Source organism: Sphingomonas mucosissima (genome assembly GCF_002197665.1).
In the GTDB taxonomy this organism is placed as follows: domain Bacteria; phylum Pseudomonadota; class Alphaproteobacteria; order Sphingomonadales; family Sphingomonadaceae; genus Sphingomonas; species Sphingomonas mucosissima.
Map to the genome: position 1 here is coordinate 89309 of NZ_NBBJ01000006.1, position 17570 is coordinate 106878.

A 17570-nucleotide genomic window follows, 5' to 3' on the forward strand; every position below is an offset into this window, starting at 1 on the left:
CCTTTCTCGCTAGGGCGCCTTATCCGTGTCATTGGAGGTAAAACAAAGCCGTGGCATCTGCCGTGTTCAAGGGGCTGCAGCCCATCGTCTACAACGGCCGCGAAGTCTGGCCGCTGGTGGAAGGCGGAAAAGGCGTTGCGGCAACGAACCATGCCTCGGCCGGCGCATGGGCCGCGGCTGGCGGTATCGGCACAGTCAGCGCCGTTAATGCGGACAGCTACGACGCCGAGGGCAAGATCGTGCCGCAGGTGTATCATGCCCTGACCCGGCGCGAACGCCATGAAGAGCTGATCGCCTATGCTATCGAAGGCGCCGTCCAGCAGGTCCAGCGTGCCTGGGAGATCGCCGGCGGCAAGGGCGCGATCAACATCAACGTTTTGTGGGAAATGGGCGGCGCGCAGCGCGTGCTCCAGGGCGTGCTCGAGCGCACGCGCGGGCTGGTCGCCGGCGTTACCTGCGGTGCGGGCATGCCGTACAAGCTGAGTGAGATCGCGGCCTCCTACAACGTCAATTATCTGCCGATCGTCTCCTCCGGTCGCGCCTTCCGCGCGCTTTGGAAGCGTGCCTATTCGAAGGTCGCCGATCTGCTCGGCGCGGTCGTGTATGAGGATCCGTGGCTGGCCGGCGGGCACAATGGCCTGTCTAACGCCGAGGATCCGCTGAAGCCCGAGGATCCGTATCCGCGCGTGAAAGCGCTGCGCGAGACGATGCGCGAGGGCGGTATCCCCGATACCACTCCGATCATCATGGCCGGCGGCGTCTGGTATCTGCGTGACTGGAACCACTGGATCGACAATCCCGAGCTTGGCGCCATCGCCTTCCAATATGGCACGCGCCCGCTGCTCACGCAGGAAAGCCCGATTCCGCAGGAGTGGAAGGAGCGGTTGATGACGATCGAGGAGGGCGACGTCCTCCTGCATCGCTTCTCACCGACGGGTTTCTATTCCTCCGCCGTGCGTAACCCGTTCCTGCGCAGTCTTGAGGCGCGTTCCGAGCGGCAGATCGCTTTTTCCACACAAGAGGCGGGCGATCACGTCTTCCAGTTGGACGTGGGCGTGAAGGGCAAAAACTTCTGGGTCACTCGCAACGATTTGCTTCGCGCGCGTGAATGGTTCGGCCACGGCTTCACCGACGCGCTGAAGACCCCGGACAACACCCTGGTGTTCGTCAGCCCGCAGGAGAAGGCCGAAATCCGCAAGGACCAGGCCGATTGCATGGGCTGCCTCAGCCAGTGCCTGTTCTCGAGCTGGGCGGATACGGAGACCAATTCGACTGGCCGTCTGGCGGATCCGCGCAGCTTCTGCATTCAGAAGACGCTGCAGGATATCGCGCACGGCGGCGATACGGAGGCGAACCTGATGTTCGCCGGCCACGCCGCGTACAACTTCAAGCGCGATCCATTCTATTCAAACGGCTTCGTACCGACGGTGAAGCAGCTCGTTGACCGCATTCTGACCGGCGACTGATCAGCGGCGGTGCCGCTCGCCACGCCTTTTCGGCTTGGCGGGCGGCACCCGTCGCGGCTCGCTCAGTTGTCGACGATTGTGCCGACGACCGCGCCACCGGCTCCGCCGACCGCGGCGCCTTTCTCAACGCTGCCGCCCGTCACCGCCGCCACGCCTGCACCCCCCGCACCGCCGATCGCCGCGCCGCGAAGCGTGGAACAGGCCGAGGTAGATACTGCAGTGACGCCAAGCATCAGCAGAAGAACTGCCTTCTTCATTTCGCAAACTCCAATCGGTTGAACGATCGGATAATCCGGCTTCACTGGGTACCGTTCCGACAGGAAACGCAACCTTACACTTCGGGCGTCAGATCCAGCCTTCGAGCACCTGATCCGGCGGGCGATGGCCGTCAGCCCACATGCGGATGTTCGTCATGACCCTTTCGCCGGTGGCGAGCCGCCCCTCGAACGTCGCCGATCCCATGTGCGGCGTCATGACGACGTTCGGCAGGGCGAGCAGCCGTGGATCGATCATCGGCTCGTGCGTCCACACGTCGAGCCCAGCGCCGGCGAGGCTCCCCGCCTCCAGCGCCTCGATCATCGCGTCCTCGTCGACGATACCGCCACGGCTGGCGTTGATCAGGTACACGTGCGGGCGCAACAACCCGATCCGCTCCGCGCTGATCAAATTCTCGCTGTCCGCATTGCGCGGCGTATGGATGGTCAGGATGTCAACGTTGGCCAGCATCTCATCCAGATTGGGATGCCACTGCGCTTGTAGCTCGGCCTCGACCACCTTCGGCAGGCGATGGCGATTGTGATAATGAATCGACAGGCCGAAAGCGCGCGCCCGGCGCGCCACCGCTTGGCCGATTCGCCCCATGCCGACGATGCCGAGAGCCTTGCCGCCGATGCGATGCCCCAGCATTCCGCCGGGGCTCCACCCCTTCCATTCTCCCGATCGGACGAGCTTCTCACCCTCCGCGAGCCTGCGCGGAACAGAAACGATCAGCGCCATGGTCATGTCGGCGGTGTCTTCGGTGAGCACCCCCGGCGTGTTGGTGACAATGATCCCGCGGGCTCTCGCGGCCTTCAAATCGATATGGTTTACGCCAGCGCCGAAATTGGCGATCAGCTTAAGTCGATCGCCTGCGGCCGCGATAAGTTCGGCGTCGATCGCGTCGACCACGGTTGGAACCAGCACGTCGCAGTACGCCATCGCTTCGGCAAGCTGCTCCCGCGACATGGCCAGGTCCGCGCGGTTGTTTACCGTATCGAACAGCGCCTCCAACCGATCCATGGTGGCGTTCGGCAGTTCGCGGGTCACAATAACCCGGGGATTGGGACATTTGCGGGCGTCGACCATGGCCGCGATGTGGCGAAGCTGCGCATCAGCGTCAACGACCGGTTGAAGCAAGGCCTTCCACGCGGCTAGAGGGAGGTGTGGCAGACGGGGGATGATGATGCGGCAGTGGACGGCGGGGGTGACGACAATTGCCGTTCTTGTCGCGTTGATGACGGGTGATGTCGCTGCGCAAACCGGTAAAGAGAGGCCGAAACCTCCCTATTTCGCATCGATCAGCGCCGGAAAGGCGCGGATGCGCTCCGGGCCCGGCCGGTCGTATCCGGCAACATGGCTTTACGTACGCCCGGACCTTCCGGTTCGCGTGGTTGATGTCTTCAAGGAATGGCGCAAGGTGGAGGACCCGGCCGGAGAGCAGGGTTGGTTTCTTGGCACTCTGATCAGCAGCACGCGGACGGGGATCGTCCAAGGCGGTGTGACTGAGCTTCGCGAGCGGCCTTCTTTCGGTGCGCGGGTGCTCTGGCGTGCGGAGCCGGGCGTGGTCGGCCGCATCAGCCAGTGCGCGCGCGGCTGGTGCCGCTTCGATATTCGGGGGCAAGCAGGCTACGTTGAGGCAAGTCGGCTGTGGGGCGTTTCGCCAGAGGAGTCGTTGCCGTGATCCAGGATTTTGATATCCAGGCCTTTGTGTCGGCAACGCTGCGCGAGGATCTGGGCTCGGGCGTAGACGTCACCTCCGAGGCGGTGATCCCGGCGGAAGCTCGTTTCAACGCTGTGATGGTGACGCGTGACCCGATCACCGTGGCCGGGCTGGAGATCGCCGCGGCATTTTTTCGCCATCTGGACTCTGCAGCCACCGTGGAGCTGCTCGTGAAGGAGGGTGCTCGCGTTGCGCCGCGTACAGCGCTGATGCGGATCGCGGGTCAGGCTCGCGCGCTGCTGACAGCCGAGCGTTCCGCCTTGAACACCGTTCAGCACCTGTCCGGCATCGCCACGATGACGAGCCTTTACGTCGATCGCATCGCCGGTACTGGCGCGGTTCTGCTCGATACGCGCAAGACGCTTCCAGGCCTTCGTTTGCTGGAAAAATATGCCACGCGCACGGGCGGTGCGCAAAACCATCGCATGGGTCTGTGGGACGCGGCGATGATCAAGGATAATCATGTCGCGATCGCGGGCGATGTGGCGGAAGCGGTACGTCGGGCCCGCGCGGCCGGCATCGCCGAGATCATCGTCGAGGTGGATCGAACGGACCAGATCGAACCTGCGCTGCTCGCGGGCGCGACGCGTCTTCTGCTGGATAATATGCCGCCGGCTATGCTCCGCGAGGCGCTCGCCTTGATTGAGGACCGTGTCCCGACGGAGGCATCGGGAGGTGTCTCGCTCGATACGATCCGCGACATTGCGGAAACCGGCGTGAACTTCATCAGTGTCGGCCGCCTTACCCAATCCGCGCCGGCCGCGGACATCGGCCTTGATTTCGCGCTCGCATGAACGCTGATCGTCAGTCTCCAGAGCGGGCGACTAATGTTGAAACAAGGCGGACGAAAGCGCGCAACTGCGCTTTGGCCGGTTAAAAGCACGGAGTGATGTTGATGATACGATGGTTCGGGCTGGCACTCGCGGTCGTTCCGGGCGTCGCGACGGCGCAGGCGTATCAATGCGCTGTGCCAGACGCCAGCATGCTTCAGGTCCGGCCTGACTTGCCAAGTGAGCGTGAACCGCAACGGCTGCTCCCGATTGGGCACTATACGCTCGCGATCAGCTGGTCGCCGCAATATTGCCGCCAACCAGATCGGGCGGCGCGATCACGCTTTCAGTGCGGCGGCAGAAACCGTTTCGGATTCGTTCTGCACGGGCTTTGGCCGGACGGTATCGGAAAGGAGTGGCCACAATATTGTAAGTCCACGTCGCTTCTTCCGGAGCGTACGGTTCGGGCGAACATATGCTCTACGCCTTCGGCGCAGTTGCTTCAGCACGAGTGGGCGAAGCACGGCACCTGCATGGCAGGCGAGACGCCGGACAGCTACTTTGCCAAAGCGACAGGCCTTTATGGCAGGCTTCGCTATCCAGATATGGTTTCGCTCTCGCGCCGGCCTCTCTCAGCGGGCAAGTTCGCGGCCGCTTTTGCTCGCGTGAACCCCGGCATGCGCGCCGACATGATGAAGATCACCACGGATCGCCAAGGTTGGTTGGACGAGGTTTGGATCTGTATGAACAAGCGTCTTCAATACGCCCGTTGTCCGGCCCATCAGGGTGGCGTTAAAGCGAACGCACGCGTCCGGATCTGGCGCGGCCCGCGTTGATGCATGTGACGGAGCGGTAATGGCGCCAGGCTTTCACACCGGCCTGGTTCCACTCCATCATCTCTTGCGCGTCAATTCGCGCATTGCATCGTCCAATCCCGTTAAGGTGAGCGGGTACATTCGGTCGTTCATTAACTCACGAATGACTTTCACCGACTGCGAATAGCCCCATTGTGCCTGGGCAACCGGGTTGAGCCACACCGCCGCCGGATAGGTCGTGGTCAAACGGTGCATCCAAACCGCGCCGGACTCCTCGTTGAAATGCTCAACCGAGCCGCCAGGATGCGTGATCTCATAAGGGCTCATCGACGCATCGCCGACAAATACCAGCTTATAGTCGTGCGGAAACTTGTGAAGCACCTCCCAGGTGGGGGTGCGCTCGGCAAAGCGGCGCTTGTTGTCTTTCCAGACGCCTTCGTAGGGGCAGTTGTGAAAGTAGAAGAACTCCAGGTTCTTGAACTCGCTCGTCGCTGCTGAGAAAAGCTCCTCGCAGAGTTTGACGAACGGATCCATGGAACCGCCCACGTCAAGGAACAGCAGCAGCTTGACCGCATTGCGACGTTCCGGCCGCATGTGGACGTCCAGCCAGCCCTGCCGCGCCGTGCCGTCGATAGTGGCGTCGATGTCCAACTCGTCCGCGGCGCCTTCGCGGGCGAACTTCCGAAGCCGCCGCAGCGCGATCTTGATATTGCGGGTGCCAAGCTCCCGCGTGCTGTCGAGGTTCTTGAACTCGCGCTGATCCCACACCTTCAACGCGCGCTTCTGCTTGGATTCGCCGCCGATCCGGACGCCTTCAGGGTTATAGCCGGCATTGCCAAAGGGTGACGTGCCGCCTGTGCCGATCCACTTGTTGCCGCCCTGATGCCGCTTTTGCTGTTCTTCGAGGCGCTTCTTAAGCGTCTCCATGATCTCATCCCAGGAGCCGAGGGATTTGATTGCTTCCATTTCCTCTGGCGTAAGGAACTTGTCAGCTACCGCCTTCAGCCAATCTTCAGGAATTTCCGCCCCTTCTTGGGCGAAGCTGGTTTCGATACCCTTGAATACCTTGGCGAACACCTGGTCAAACTTATCGAGCAAGCCCTCATCTTTGACGTACACCGATCGCGAGAGATAATAAAAATCCTCGGGCGTACGATCGATGACGTCCTTCTGAAGCGCTTCAAGGAGGAGCAGATGCTCCTTCATGCTTGCGGGAATGCCTGCGACGCGCAGCTCATCAAGGAAGTTGAGGAACATCGATCATCCGCCCCATCATCTGTGTTTCGCACGCTGATGGCAGACTTGGCGGCGTGGCGCCAGCGCGCGAGACGCTGACTGGCGGAGGATCCGGCGCTAGAGCCGGGCATATGGTCACGTCACTCACGCTCCCTCCGCCGCCGCCCCTGGCCGCGGCCGGTCACTGTCTCCTGCTAGATTTCGATGGAACGCTGGTCGACCTTGTGGACCGGCCCGATGCCGTGGAGGTGGACCATGCACTCCTCGCACTGTTGGAGCACCTGCTTGGAACCTTTGATGGCCGTCTTGCCTTAGTGAGTGGACGGTCGGTGGCTCAGATTGAGGGGTTTCTTGGAAAATCAGCGACGGGGATCGCGGTTGTGGGGAGCCACGGGGCTGAGCTGCAGCTATCCGGTGAGCGGATCACGCCCGCTCGCCCGGCCGCTCTCGACGAGGCGGAGCAGGCGTTTGCCGCCGCATTCGGAGGTGAGCAGGGGGTGGTGATCGAGGTGAAGTCCCTGGGCGTTGCCGTTCATTACCGTATGGCGCCGGATCACGCCGCCGCAGCGCGCCGCCTAGCGGAACGATATGCGGGAACGGACGGTCTAGTCCTTCAATCCGGCAAGATGATGGTCGAGCTTCGGGCCGGGGGTCATGACAAGGGAAGTGGCATATCCGCCCTGCTCGCGCAGCCGCCGTTCGCGGGTAGCATCCCGGTCTTCGTTGGCGACGACGTGACGGATGAAGCCGGCTTCGCGGCGGTCGCAGGTTTGAACGGCGTCGGAGTCCTCGTCGGGCCGATTAGAGAAACCGCAGCCTCTTACCGGTTGGATGACGTGGCTGCGGTAAGGACATGGTTAAGGGCAGTGGCATGACAGCGACAATGGATCTTTGGCCAATCGGCAACTGCCAGGTTTCTGCGCTCGTGGATCGCGCCGGTCGCTTCGTCTGGGGTTGCTTGCCGCGCGTGGACGGAGATCCAGCGTTCTGCTCGCTGCTTGACGACAAGCCGCCCGCCGGAGAGGACGCGTTCGGTTTCTGGGAAATCGACATCGATCGGCAGCGCAAGACCGATCAATATTACATGCGCAACACCCCCGTGCTCGTGACTCGCCACGAGGACGAAAATGGTAGCGCGATAGAAGTGATCGACTTCTGTCCGCGCTTTGCACGGAACGGCCGCAAGTACCGTCCGGTAGCATTCGTTCGCATTGTGCGTCCTGTGGCGGGCAACCCTCGCGTGCGTGTTCGGCTTCGACCCGCGACCAATTGGGGCGAGAAGCAAGCACAGACCACGCGCGGCTCAAACCACATCCGCTATCTGCTGGACGACGGCGTCATGCGCCTGTCCACTACGGCGCCCGTGGGCTGGGTCGAGGACGAGCGCATGTTTCGTGTCGAACGCCCGCTCTACTTCTTCTTTGGACCTGACGAGAGCTTTGCGGACGATATCGCCGCGTCGCTCGAGAATATGCTCGATAGGACGGTGGAGGAGTGGCAGCACTGGGCACGTAGTTTGGCGACGCCGCATGAGTGGCAGGAAGCGGTCATTCGTTCCGCCATCACCTTGAAGCTGTGCCAGCATGAAGAAACCGGGGCGATCGTTGCGGCGCTGACGACCTCCATACCCGAGCATGCCGGATCACAGCGCAACTGGGATTATCGCTATTGCTGGGTGCGAGACGCCTATTACACCGTCCAGGCGCTTAACCGTCTCGGCGCTCTGGACGTTCTCGAAAGCTATCTCGAATATCTGCGCAACATCGTGGATAACGCCAAGGAGGGCCATATCCAGCCGCTTTATGGGGTAGGCGGGGAGGCGATCCTCACTGAGCGTGAGGCGCCAGCACTCAACGGCTATCGCGGTATGGGGCCGGTTCGTGTCGGCAATCAGGCTTATGAGCAGATCCAGCACGATGCCTATGGGCAGATCGTGCTTTCCAATGCGCAGGCTTTCTTCGATCATCGACTGTTACGCGTCGCGGGAAGAGATGATTTCGAAGCATTGGAGCCTGTGGGAGAGCGCGCTTGGGAGAAGTTCGACAAGCCGGACGCCGGCTTGTGGGAACTGCGGACCAAGAGTCATGTCCACACATATTCCGCGGCGATGTGCTGGGCTGCATGCGATCGGCTTGCGAACGCTGCGCAGGCGCTCGGGTTGTTCGAACGGGCCATCTTCTGGCGTGAGCGCGCCGACCAGATGCGGGCCAGGATCGAAGGAGCCGCTTGGCGCCCGGAAACGCAGCGGATGTCAGCAACGTTCGGTGGCGACGATCTGGACGCCAGCCTTCTGCAACTTCTCGACTTGCGCTTCCTGGCGCCTGACGATCCGCGTTTTCGGTCCACGCTTGACGCCGTTGAAGGAGGGTTGCGGCGCGGATCGCACATGCTCCGCTACGCGACGGAGGACGATTTCGGTCTCCCGCATACAGCGTTCAATGTGTGCACCTTTTGGCTGATCGAGGCTCTTCATTTCACCGGCCGTGATGCGGATGCGCGCGAGTTATTTGAAGAGATGCTGTCGCGCTGCACCCCAGCTGGCCTGCTGTCCGAAGACATCGATCCCGTGACCGGCGAGTTGTGGGGCAACTATCCTCAGACCTATTCGCTGGTGGGCGTGATCAATTGCGCGGTGCTGCTCAGCAAACCGTGGAGCGCCATACGATGAGCCGTCTGATCGTGATATCGAACAGGGTCTCAGCGCCTACGGCGCAACAGCCAAGCGCCCAAGGGGGGCTCGCCGTGGCTCTTACGGCCGCCTTGCGAGAGGCGGACGGGATATGGTTTGGCTGGTCCGGTGAAACGGGCGAAACCGGCGAACTTCGCTTCGAAACCTATGACGGCGTCACCTCGGCGACAATCGATCTGCCTGAGCAGGACGTGGAGGAATATTACGACGGTTACGCAAATCGCACGCTCTGGCCGCTTTTTCATTACCGGCTTGGACTGACCGAGTTCGAACGAGACTTTCAGGGCGGCTACGAACGGGTCAACCGCCTCTTCAGCGAAGTCATCAGTCCTCATATCGAACCGGAAGACCTGGTCTGGGTCCACGACTATCATATGGTGCCGCTCGGCTGGATGCTGCGGCAGAAGGGAATCAGAAATCGCTTAGGTTTCTTCCTCCACATTCCTTGGCCGCCCACGCGACTGCTGATTGCCTTGCCGGAGCACCGGCGCCTGGTGGAGGCGCTGTTTGCCTACGACGTCGTCGGCTTTCAAACCCGGGAGTGGCTCGAGACGTTCCACGATTACGTGGAACGCGAGATGGCCGGGACAATCGGCCCGAACGACGAGGTCACCGTCGGAGGACGCACCATAAAGGCGATTGCATGCCCGATCGGCATTGACGCCCGAGAGTTCATCGCTGCCGCAAACGGCGAAAAAGCCGTCGCGACGCTCAATCGCATGATCGAGAGCGTGCATGGGCGGAACCTGATCGTCGGTGTGGACCGGCTCGATTACTCAAAGGGCATCGAAGAGCGCTTCAACGGCTATCAGCGCTTCCTTGAGACGCGGCCTGATCAACTGACCAATGTATCGCTCCTGCAAATTGCGCCGCCCTCGCGCGCGACGGTGCAAAGTTACCAGGAGATTCGGGGGACGCTTGACGCTCTGTCGGGGCGAATCAACGGCGCCTTCGCCGAGATCGATTGGGTTCCCCTTCGTTACGTCAATCGAGGTCTACCACGCGACGTGCTTGCCGGCGTCTACCGCGCCGCCCGTGTCGCGCTCGTGACGCCGTTGCGAGACGGCATGAATCTCGTCGCGAAGGAATTCGTTGCGGCGCAGGACCCAGACGATCCCGGCGTCTTGGTGCTGTCACGATTCGCGGGCGCGGCGGAACAGCTGGCCGAAGCATTGCTGATCAACCCTTATAGTCCTGACGAAATGGCGGATGCGATCGAGCAAGCGCTGGCCATGCCGCGGGACGAGCGGATCGCTCGTTGGCGTAAAATGTATGACGACGTCTGCTGCGAAGACGTGATTTGGTGGAGACGCCGTTTCACGGACGCGCTGGCGGCGGTTGAAGTGGCGCCCGCATAGATCGTGCCGGAACGCAGTATCGGTTGCGCGAAGCATTGAGTAATAGGCAAGACAGCGCATGATCTTTCGACTCGGCGCGTTCGGAGCCTTGCTCGCCGCCACCCCTGCCTTTGGGCAGACCGTTCCTGAAATCATCGTCACTGGCCGAGGCCTTGATGACCGACCAGGCGATCGTGCCGCTAGTGTCGTGACGATCGATGCCGCACGCATCGCGGCAAACGCCAGTGATCGACTGGAAAGCATTTTGGCAGACGTGGCGGGCCTCCAGCAATTCCGCCGATCGGATTCTCGTTCCGCCAACCCGACCAGCCAAGGCATCTCACTTCGTGGCATCGGCGGCAATGCGTCCAGCCGTGCCATGCTAGTGCTAGACGGGGTTCCTCAAGCCGATCCATTTGGTGGCTGGGTGCCGTTTCCCGCTTATGCCTCGGATCGGCTCGGTCGCATTCGAGTGACGCGCGGTGGTGGTAGCGGCTATTTCGGTCCGGGCGCGCTAGCCGGCACGGTAGAGTTGGAGAGCGCGGACCCGCATGGGCAGCCTGGCTTTGTTGGCACCGCCGCTTACGGGAGCCGGAACGCCATTGATGCTCAAGCGTCAGGCGCGCTAGTCGCCGGCCCCGGATTCGCCACGTTGTCCGCAGCTTATGCATCTGGTGACGGGTTCGTGCCGATTGTAGCGAATTCACGCGGAGCCGCAGATCGCCCGGCGGGTTACGAGCAAGTGTCAGCTGCGTTAAGAGGCGTATTGAAGGTGTCATCCGATACCGAGCTTCACGCGAACGTTAGCGCTTTCTCTGACAAGCGCGATCGCGGAACGGCCTTCACTTCGAACCGTAGCGAAGGCGCCGACGCGAGTATTCGGCTCGTCGGCCGCGGCGCGTGGGGCTTTTCTGCGCTTGCTTATCTGCAAGCGCGTACGTTCGCGTCGCAGTTTGCAAGTCTCACGGCTGATCGCAGCCGCGCTACTCAGAGCCTTGATCAATACAATACGCCCGCCACGGGCGTCGGAGTTCGGCTTGAGATTGTGCCACCAGTCGGTGCGGGACGTGATGCGCGGATCGGGGCAGATCTGCGAGATCTGGAAGGTCGCACACAGGAGAACTACACCTATGTGGCCGGTCTACCCTCCCGGCGCCGGATCGCGGGAGGAAGCAGTCGCACGGCAGGCTTGTTCTTCGACGGGACAGTGGAGGCGGGCCCTTGGACGTGGACGCTGGGCGGGCGCGTAGATCGCTGGCGGGTCGCCGGCGGCCGGCTGAGCGAATATACGATCGCAACGGGCGCGCCGCTCACTGACGCGAACTTCGCTGATCGTCACGGCACGGAGTGGACGGGCCGAGTTGGAGCAGCGTTCAATCCTGCAGAAGCGCTGACCGTTCGGGCGAGCGGCTACTGGGGATGGCGCCTGCCAACGTTGAACGAACTATACCGGCCATTCCGGGTCGGGGCCGATGCAACGGCGGCAAACGCGTTTCTGGCGCCAGAGCGGCTAACCGGAGTAGACGGAGGCGTGACGATTGCGCCGGCTGCGACTATCTCGCTTAACGCGACCGTTTTCTGGAGTCGACTGCAGGGGGCGATTTCGAACGTCACGGCCGGCGCGGGGCCGGGTACCTTTCCAGGTGTCGGCTTTGTCAGCGGTAGCTACCGGATCAGGCAGAACCTAGACGAAATCGAGTCCCGGGGTTTGGAACTGGACGCCCGCTGGCACTCCGGTCCGATCATGGCAATTGCTTCGTGGAGCCACGTGGATCCTCGAGTGAAGGCGTCTGGGGCCGCGGAAGCGCTTGATCGTCTTCGACCCGCGCAAACGCCCGTCGACCAGCTCTCCGGAACATTGGGCTGGCAACAGGCGGATTGGGCCGCTTCTGCTACTGTGCGGCACGTCGCCCGGCAATTTGAGGACGATCAAAACATCCGGTCACTTGCTCCCGCGACGACGTTGGACGCTTATCTCGCCGTCCCGCTCACGCGCGGTATCGCCATCGAAGCGCGAGGCGAAAATGTTCTCGACGAGCGCGTAGAAGCAGGCATCAGCGGCGCTGACGTCATCGAACGGGCGACGCCGCGCACTCTCTGGATTGGCCTACGCGTGCGGCGCTGATGTGTTGTCGCCGCAGCTCCGTTATTCACCGCGAAGCTGATCGATGGCGGCGTCGATACAGCTCATTAGCGTATCAATAACCGCCGGGCAGGGCTCGTCGGGATCGATGATACGGCGGTGAAAGACGCCGGATGATATGGTTTGGATCATCTCAGCCACACGATCCATCCGCTGCGGATCGCCAGAGACTGGTACCAACAGATGCAAAGCAGCGGTAAGCTCACGGCGCAATCGCTGCTGAAGGTTGCGAGTGATTTCGGCGATACGCTCGTTTCGCGACGCTTCCGCCATGATCTCTGCAATCAGCCGTCCGCCTTCGGGTCGCTCCTCGCACGCCACAAAGTCGCGAATCCACCGCCGTATCGCGTTGGGATCGCCAGACGCACCCGCAGCGCATAATCCGCTCTCGGAAAGGTACTCTTCGAGGTCGCGCTCCACGATCGCCGCGACAATCGCCTCCTTGTTGGCGAAATCACGATAAATCTGCCCGACGGCGATGCCCGAGGCTTGTGCGATCTGAGCAATGCCGGTGCCGTGAAAACCGTGTGCAGCAAACGCCTGTCGCGCTGCCTGGATCAAGTTTTCACGCCGTGCGTTTGCCCGGCCGACGCGGCCATCAACTGGAGCAGCGCTGCACCTCTCTATGATCCTTCTCCCTGTACTTGACGCTCTCTCCCGTTCGCAGTAGCAGCAAACGTGAGTGAACGATCACTCACTTATCACAGAGAACCATATGTCATTCAAGAGGGTCGCGCTTTCTGCGCTCCTGCTGGCTTCTGTTTCTGCATGCGGGGGCCATAGTGATCAGACGCAGCAGGGCCAGCAGCAGGCGGGGCCGCCGCCGGTGGGGTTCATAAGCGTACAGCCTCAGGCGGTGACGCTCACGACCACGCTGCCGGGGCGGACGACCCCCTATGAAACGTCTGAAGTGCGCCCGCAGGTTAATGGTCTGATTCTAGAGCGGCTGTTCCGTGAAGGTGATCAGGTGCGCCGCGGCCAGGCGCTCTATCGCATCGACCAACAGCCGTATCGTGCTGCGGTCGCCAGCGCACGTGCATCACTGGCCCGCGCACGTGCCGCGATCGCCTCGAGCGCCGCGCTTCAGCGGCGATATGGTGAGCTGGTGAAGATCAACGCCATTTCTCGCCAGGAGTATGAGAATTCGATCACCTCGGCGCAGCAGGCACAGGCCGATGTTGCTGCGCAGCAGGCGGCGCTTCAAACTGCGCAGATTGACCTGGAGCGTACTACCGTCCGAGCGCCGATTTCCGGGCGCATCGGCCGCGCGGCCGCGACGACGGGTGCGCTCGTCACATCAGGTCAAGCAACGCCGCTGACCACCATTCAACGTCTTGACCCGATTTACGTCGACGTGCCGCAGTCCAGTGCAGATCTGCTGAGGCTTCGTCAGCAGATTGCGTCGGGCGATCTGTCTCGTGGCGGCGGAGCGGCTCGTGTTCGACTGCGGCTTGAAGATGGCTCGATCTACCCGGTAGAGGGAACGTTGCAATTCGCAGACGTCACCGTGGATCCCGCCACCGGCACACAGACGATCCGCGCTATCTTCGATAATCCGCGTGGTTTGCTTTTACCTGGGATGTACGTTCGCGCCGAGTTGGTCGAAGGCACTGAGCCTGATGCGCTGCTTGTGCCGCAGCGTGCCATTCAGCGGGATGAGAAGGGTCAGCCCACTGTTCTGGTCGTAGGGCAGGGCAACAAGGTGGAACAGCGCGCGCTTACGGCACCGCGGACGATCGGCGATAATTGGCTAGTCACGGCCGGGCTGAAGCCGGGCGATCGCGTGATCATCGAGGGAGGGAGCATGCTTCGCCCGGGCATGCCCGTCACGCCTCAGCCGTGGAAGCCCAATGCCAAGCCTGCCCAGCCTGGTGGCCAAGGCCAGTCGCCGCAGGGCGCTTCGGCACAAGCAAAGTAAACATACATGGCACGCTTCTTTATCGATCGGCCCATCTTCGCATGGGTGATCGCGATCGTCATGATGCTGGCGGGCGTGATCGCGATCCGTTCGCTCCCCGTCGCTCAATTCCCACAGATCGCGCCGCCCACGGTGTCGATCACGGCAATTTACCCCGGCGCGGACGCGCAAACGCTCGAACGCACAACCACCCAGATCATCGAGCAGCAGCTCCGCGGGATCGATAATCTACGCTATTTCTCCTCCTCGTCTTCTTCAGCCGGCGTACTTACCATCACGCTGACGTTCGAGCAGGGCACTGACCCGGACATTGCTCAGGTGCAGGTCCAGAACAAGTTGCAGGCGGCCACTCCACTGCTCCCTCAAGAGGTGCAGCAGCAAGGTATCCAAGTTCAAAAATCTGCCGCCAGTTTCCTTGTTATCGTCGGCCTGTACTCGGCGGATGGCTCGCACAGCGCCACGGACCTTGCTGATATGGTCGTGGCGCGTCTTCAGGATCCGGTCAGCCGGGTCACCGGTGTGGGTGAGCTTCAGGTGTTCGGCTCGCAGTATGCGATGCGCATCTGGATCGATCCGCTTAAGCTCAACAACTATCAGCTGACGATTGCTGATGTCTCCGCTGCGGTACGTGCGCAGAACGCGCAGGTCTCTGCTGGTCAGATCGGCTCGCAGCCGGCGCCTTCGGAGCAGATGCTCAACGCCACCGTGTCCGTGCAGTCGCGTCTGCAAACGCCTGCACAGTTCGGTGCCATTCGCCTGAAGACCAACGTAGACGGTGCCGTGGTCCGTCTGCGTGACGTGGCACGTGTGGAGCTTGGCGCCGAGAACTACGGCTTCGATTCGCTCTTCAATGGCAAGCCGGCGTCGGGCTTCGGCGTACGCTTGGCGGCCGGCGCAAACGCACTTTCGACTGTTGATGCAGTCAAGGCCGAGGTCGAGTCTATTGCTAAGGGGCTTCCTTCGGATGTGAAGGTAGTTTATCCGTTTGATACGACGCCTTTCGTGCGTCTTTCTGTTGAGCAGGTTGTCCACACGCTCGTCGAAGCCGTGGTGCTCGTATTCCTTGTCATGTTCCTGTTCCTGCAGAACTGGCGCGCCACCATCATCCCCACGATTGCCGTACCCGTGGTGCTGCTCGGCACGTTTGCGGTGATGGCGGTCGCTGGCTATTCGATCAACACCTTGACCTTGTTTGGCATGGTGCTGGCGATCGGATTGCTGGTGGACGACGCAATCGTCGTGGTGGAGAACGTCGAGCGCCTCATCGTCGAGGAGGGTCTGAGCCCGAGGGACGCGGCGCGCAAGTCGATGGACGAGATTTCGAGCGCACTCGTCGGCATCGGTATGGTGCTTTCGGCGGTGTTCTTGCCGATGGCGTTCTTCGGCGGGTCGACAGGCGTGATCTATCGCCAGTTCTCGATCACGATCGTATCGGCGATGATTCTGTCCGTGCTGGTTGCGTTGATCCTCACGCCGGCGCTCTGCGCCACGATCCTGAAGCCGCACGACACCACGAAGCATGAAGGTACCGGCATCTTCGCCCGGTTCTTCCGCTGGTTCAACGTCACCTTTGAAAAGGGTACCATCCGCTACGAGAAGGGCGTCAGGCGGACAGCGCGAAGCTGGAAGCGCTCGATGCTGATCTACGCATTGATCGTGGCCGGCATGGCGTTCCTGTTCATGCGTCTCCCGACGGCTTTTCTTCCCGATGAAGACCAGGGCACGGTCGTGGCGCTGGTGCAGGGGCCTGCCGGCGCGACCACTGCGCGGACCGAAAAGGGCCTTGATCTGATCCGCAGTCACTTCCTGAAAGAACCCGGCGTCCAATCAGTCTTCACGATCAACGGGTTCAGCTTCGCGGGACAGGGGCAGAATGCGGGCTTGGCCTTCGTGAGCCTCAAGCCTTGGGACGAGCGGGAAGGGGCCGAGAACGGCGCTCAGTCTCTCGTCGGGCGGGCCATGGGTGCCTTTTCGCAGTATCGGGACGGCATGATCTTTGCGTTGGTTCCTCCCGCCGTGCAGGAACTCGGCAATGCGACTGGCTTCGACGTTCAGCTCATCGATACGGGCGGCATCGGTCATGAACGGCTGACGCAGGCGCGCAATATGCTGCTGGGCATGGCGATGCAGGAGCCGCGGGTGGCACAAGTGCGGCCGCTGAGCCTTGAAGATGCTCCGCAGCTGAAGATCGAGATCGATCAGGACAAAGCGCGCGCGCTCGGTCTCGATATTGCCTCAATCAACTCGACGATCTCGACTGCTTGGGGTGGCGCATACATCAACGACTTCATCGATAGAGGTCGTGTGAAGAGGGTCTATGTTCAGGCGGACGCTCCGTACCGGCTGAAGCCCGAGGACCTCGCAAGCTTCTACGCGCGCGGCGCCGATGGGCAAATGGTGCCGTTCACCGCCTTCTCCACCATCTCTTGGGCGAATGCGCCGGTTCAGCTGACCCGCTATAACGGGCAGCCTGCGATGCAGCTTCAGGGGTCTCCCGGGGCGGGGGTCAGCACCGGCGGCGCGATGGAAGCCATCGAAGAGATGCACGCCAAGCTTCCGCCGGGAACGGGTCTCCAGTGGACCGGCCTTTCGTATGAAGAACGGCTGTCTGGAGGACAGGCGCCGGCGCTTTACGCCCTTTCCTTGCTCATCGTGTTCCTCTGCTTGGCGGCGCTTTATGAGAGCTGGTCCGTTCCGATGGCGGTGATGCTGGTGGTGCCGCTTGGAGTCATCGGCGCGCTTCTTGCGGCTACGGTGACCGGGCTGAACAACGACATCTACCTTCAGGTCGGCTTGATTACGACGATCGGGGTGGCGGCTAAGAACGCGATCCTCATCGTCGAGTTCGCACAGGAACGCATCGTGGAGGGCATGCGGCCGTTCGATGCTGCGGTAGAAGCGGCGCGTTTGCGACTGCGCCCTATTCTGATGACCAGCCTCGCTTTCGTCTTCGGCGTGTTGCCGCTGGCGCTGTCGACCGGTGCAGGTGCCGGTGGGCAGAACGCGATCGGTCGTTCGGTCGTCGGCGGCATGTTGTCGGCAACGGTGCTGGCGATCTTCCTCGTGCCGATGTTCTTCGTCTTGGTCTCGCGTCTGTTCGGTCACGACAAGGAGCGGGAAGACGAGGAAACCGAGAATAACTACGAGCCGCTGCGCGATCCTGATGACGCGAGCGGCGGCGAGCGCGCCGGCCCTGCCGCGCCGCGAGGAGCATGATC

14 protein-coding genes are annotated in these 17570 nt (G+C 62.0%); 10 read left to right on the forward strand and 4 right to left on the reverse strand.

What is annotated here, in order from left to right; all coding sequences use genetic code 11:
• The first annotated feature begins 62 nt into the window (after positions 1-62).
• Positions 63-1466 (forward strand): NAD(P)H-dependent flavin oxidoreductase, encoded by a 1404-nt coding sequence (locus SPMU_RS15095; protein WP_088335145.1) that lies wholly within the window; start codon positions 63-65, stop codon positions 1464-1466.
• A 62-nt stretch (positions 1467-1528) separates the two neighbouring features.
• Here the strand turns inward: SPMU_RS15095 and SPMU_RS15100 are convergent, their stop codons facing one another.
• Both SPMU_RS15100 and SPMU_RS15105 read right to left on the reverse strand, forming a co-directional pair.
• Complete coding sequence (locus tag SPMU_RS15100; RefSeq protein ID WP_088335147.1) at positions 1529-1723, reverse strand: hypothetical protein; 195 nt, start codon at positions 1721-1723, stop codon at positions 1529-1531.
• An 88-nt stretch (positions 1724-1811) separates the two neighbouring features.
• Positions 1812-2810: a 2-hydroxyacid dehydrogenase gene (locus SPMU_RS15105; protein ID WP_088335149.1), complete on the reverse strand. Its 999-nt coding sequence runs from the start codon at positions 2808-2810 to the stop codon at positions 1812-1814.
• A 91-nt stretch (positions 2811-2901) separates the two neighbouring features.
• On the opposite strand from SPMU_RS15105, the gene SPMU_RS15110 reads away from it, so the two are divergent.
• From SPMU_RS15110 to SPMU_RS15120, 3 genes are all read left to right on the forward strand, one after another.
• Positions 2902-3405, forward strand: a complete 504-nt coding sequence (locus SPMU_RS15110; RefSeq protein WP_088334941.1) for an SH3 domain-containing protein — start codon at positions 2902-2904, stop codon at positions 3403-3405.
• Positions 3402-4238 (forward strand): carboxylating nicotinate-nucleotide diphosphorylase, encoded by an 837-nt coding sequence (nadC, locus tag SPMU_RS15115; protein WP_088334943.1) that lies wholly within the window; start codon positions 3402-3404, stop codon positions 4236-4238. Before SPMU_RS15110 ends, nadC begins: the two co-directional genes overlap by 4 nt.
• A gap of 101 nt (positions 4239-4339) precedes the next feature.
• Positions 4340-5050, forward strand: coding sequence for a ribonuclease T2 (locus SPMU_RS15120; RefSeq protein ID WP_088335151.1), 711 nt, complete (start codon positions 4340-4342; stop codon positions 5048-5050).
• A gap of 57 nt (positions 5051-5107) precedes the next feature.
• Here the strand turns inward: SPMU_RS15120 and SPMU_RS15125 are convergent, their stop codons facing one another.
• Complete coding sequence (locus tag SPMU_RS15125) at positions 5108-6286, reverse strand: vWA domain-containing protein (protein WP_088334945.1); 1179 nt, start codon at positions 6284-6286, stop codon at positions 5108-5110.
• A gap of 110 nt (positions 6287-6396) precedes the next feature.
• On the opposite strand from SPMU_RS15125, the gene otsB reads away from it, so the two are divergent.
• The 4 genes from otsB to SPMU_RS15145 are packed head-to-tail and all read left to right on the forward strand — an operon-like array spanning position 6397 to position 12416.
• Entirely contained in the window at positions 6397-7140 is a 744-nt protein-coding gene (otsB, locus tag SPMU_RS15130; RefSeq protein ID WP_088334947.1) for a trehalose-phosphatase, read from the forward strand.
• Positions 7137-8933, forward strand: a complete 1797-nt coding sequence (locus SPMU_RS15135) for a glycoside hydrolase family 15 protein (RefSeq protein WP_088334949.1) — start codon at positions 7137-7139, stop codon at positions 8931-8933. Before otsB ends, SPMU_RS15135 begins: the two co-directional genes overlap by 4 nt.
• Positions 8930-10312 (forward strand): alpha,alpha-trehalose-phosphate synthase (UDP-forming), encoded by a 1383-nt coding sequence (locus SPMU_RS15140; protein ID WP_088335153.1) that lies wholly within the window; start codon positions 8930-8932, stop codon positions 10310-10312. The genes SPMU_RS15135 and SPMU_RS15140 overlap by 4 nt, the downstream gene beginning before the upstream one ends.
• Before the next feature lie 58 nt (positions 10313-10370).
• Positions 10371-12416, forward strand: coding sequence for a TonB-dependent receptor (locus tag SPMU_RS15145; RefSeq protein ID WP_088334951.1), 2046 nt, complete (start codon positions 10371-10373; stop codon positions 12414-12416).
• A gap of 21 nt (positions 12417-12437) precedes the next feature.
• On the opposite strand, the gene SPMU_RS15150 is transcribed toward SPMU_RS15145, so the two are convergent.
• The gene (locus SPMU_RS15150; RefSeq protein WP_088334953.1) at positions 12438-12995 is read right to left on the reverse strand and encodes a TetR/AcrR family transcriptional regulator; all 558 of its coding nucleotides are present in this window, start codon (positions 12993-12995) and stop codon (positions 12438-12440) included.
• A 154-nt stretch (positions 12996-13149) separates the two neighbouring features.
• Here SPMU_RS15150 and SPMU_RS15155 point away from each other — a divergent pair, with 154 nt between their 5' ends.
• Both SPMU_RS15155 and SPMU_RS15160 read left to right on the forward strand, forming a co-directional pair.
• On the forward strand, positions 13150-14352 hold the full coding sequence (locus SPMU_RS15155) for an efflux RND transporter periplasmic adaptor subunit (RefSeq protein ID WP_088334955.1): 1203 nt from the start codon (positions 13150-13152) through the stop codon (positions 14350-14352).
• Between the two features lie 6 nt (positions 14353-14358).
• A complete protein-coding gene (locus SPMU_RS15160; protein WP_088334958.1) occupies positions 14359-17568 on the forward strand; it encodes an efflux RND transporter permease subunit in 3210 nt (1069 codons plus the stop codon).
• The last annotated feature ends 2 nt before the right edge of the window (positions 17569-17570 follow it).

What these genes read in the sequence shown, in the direction of transcription:
- SPMU_RS15125 (WP_088334945.1), bottom strand. Translation starts at nt 6,286, where the DNA reads ATGTTCCTCAACTTCCTTGATGAGCTGCGCGTCGCAGGCATTCCCGCA.
- SPMU_RS15110 (WP_088334941.1), top strand. Translation starts at nt 2,902, where the DNA reads ATGATGATGCGGCAGTGGACGGCGGGGGTGACGACAATTGCCGTTCTT.
- SPMU_RS15155 (WP_088334955.1), top strand. Translation starts at nt 13,150, where the DNA reads ATGTCATTCAAGAGGGTCGCGCTTTCTGCGCTCCTGCTGGCTTCTGTT.
- SPMU_RS15105 (WP_088335149.1), bottom strand. Translation starts at nt 2,810, where the DNA reads ATGGTCGACGCCCGCAAATGTCCCAATCCCCGGGTTATTGTGACCCGC.
- otsB (WP_088334947.1), top strand. Translation starts at nt 6,397, where the DNA reads ATGGTCACGTCACTCACGCTCCCTCCGCCGCCGCCCCTGGCCGCGGCC.
- SPMU_RS15145 (WP_088334951.1), top strand. Translation starts at nt 10,371, where the DNA reads ATGATCTTTCGACTCGGCGCGTTCGGAGCCTTGCTCGCCGCCACCCCT.
- SPMU_RS15100 (WP_088335147.1), bottom strand. Translation starts at nt 1,723, where the DNA reads ATGAAGAAGGCAGTTCTTCTGCTGATGCTTGGCGTCACTGCAGTATCT.
- SPMU_RS15120 (WP_088335151.1), top strand. Translation starts at nt 4,340, where the DNA reads ATGATACGATGGTTCGGGCTGGCACTCGCGGTCGTTCCGGGCGTCGCG.
- SPMU_RS15140 (WP_088335153.1), top strand. Translation starts at nt 8,930, where the DNA reads ATGAGCCGTCTGATCGTGATATCGAACAGGGTCTCAGCGCCTACGGCG.
- SPMU_RS15160 (WP_088334958.1), top strand. Translation starts at nt 14,359, where the DNA reads ATGGCACGCTTCTTTATCGATCGGCCCATCTTCGCATGGGTGATCGCG.
- SPMU_RS15135 (WP_088334949.1), top strand. Translation starts at nt 7,137, where the DNA reads ATGACAGCGACAATGGATCTTTGGCCAATCGGCAACTGCCAGGTTTCT.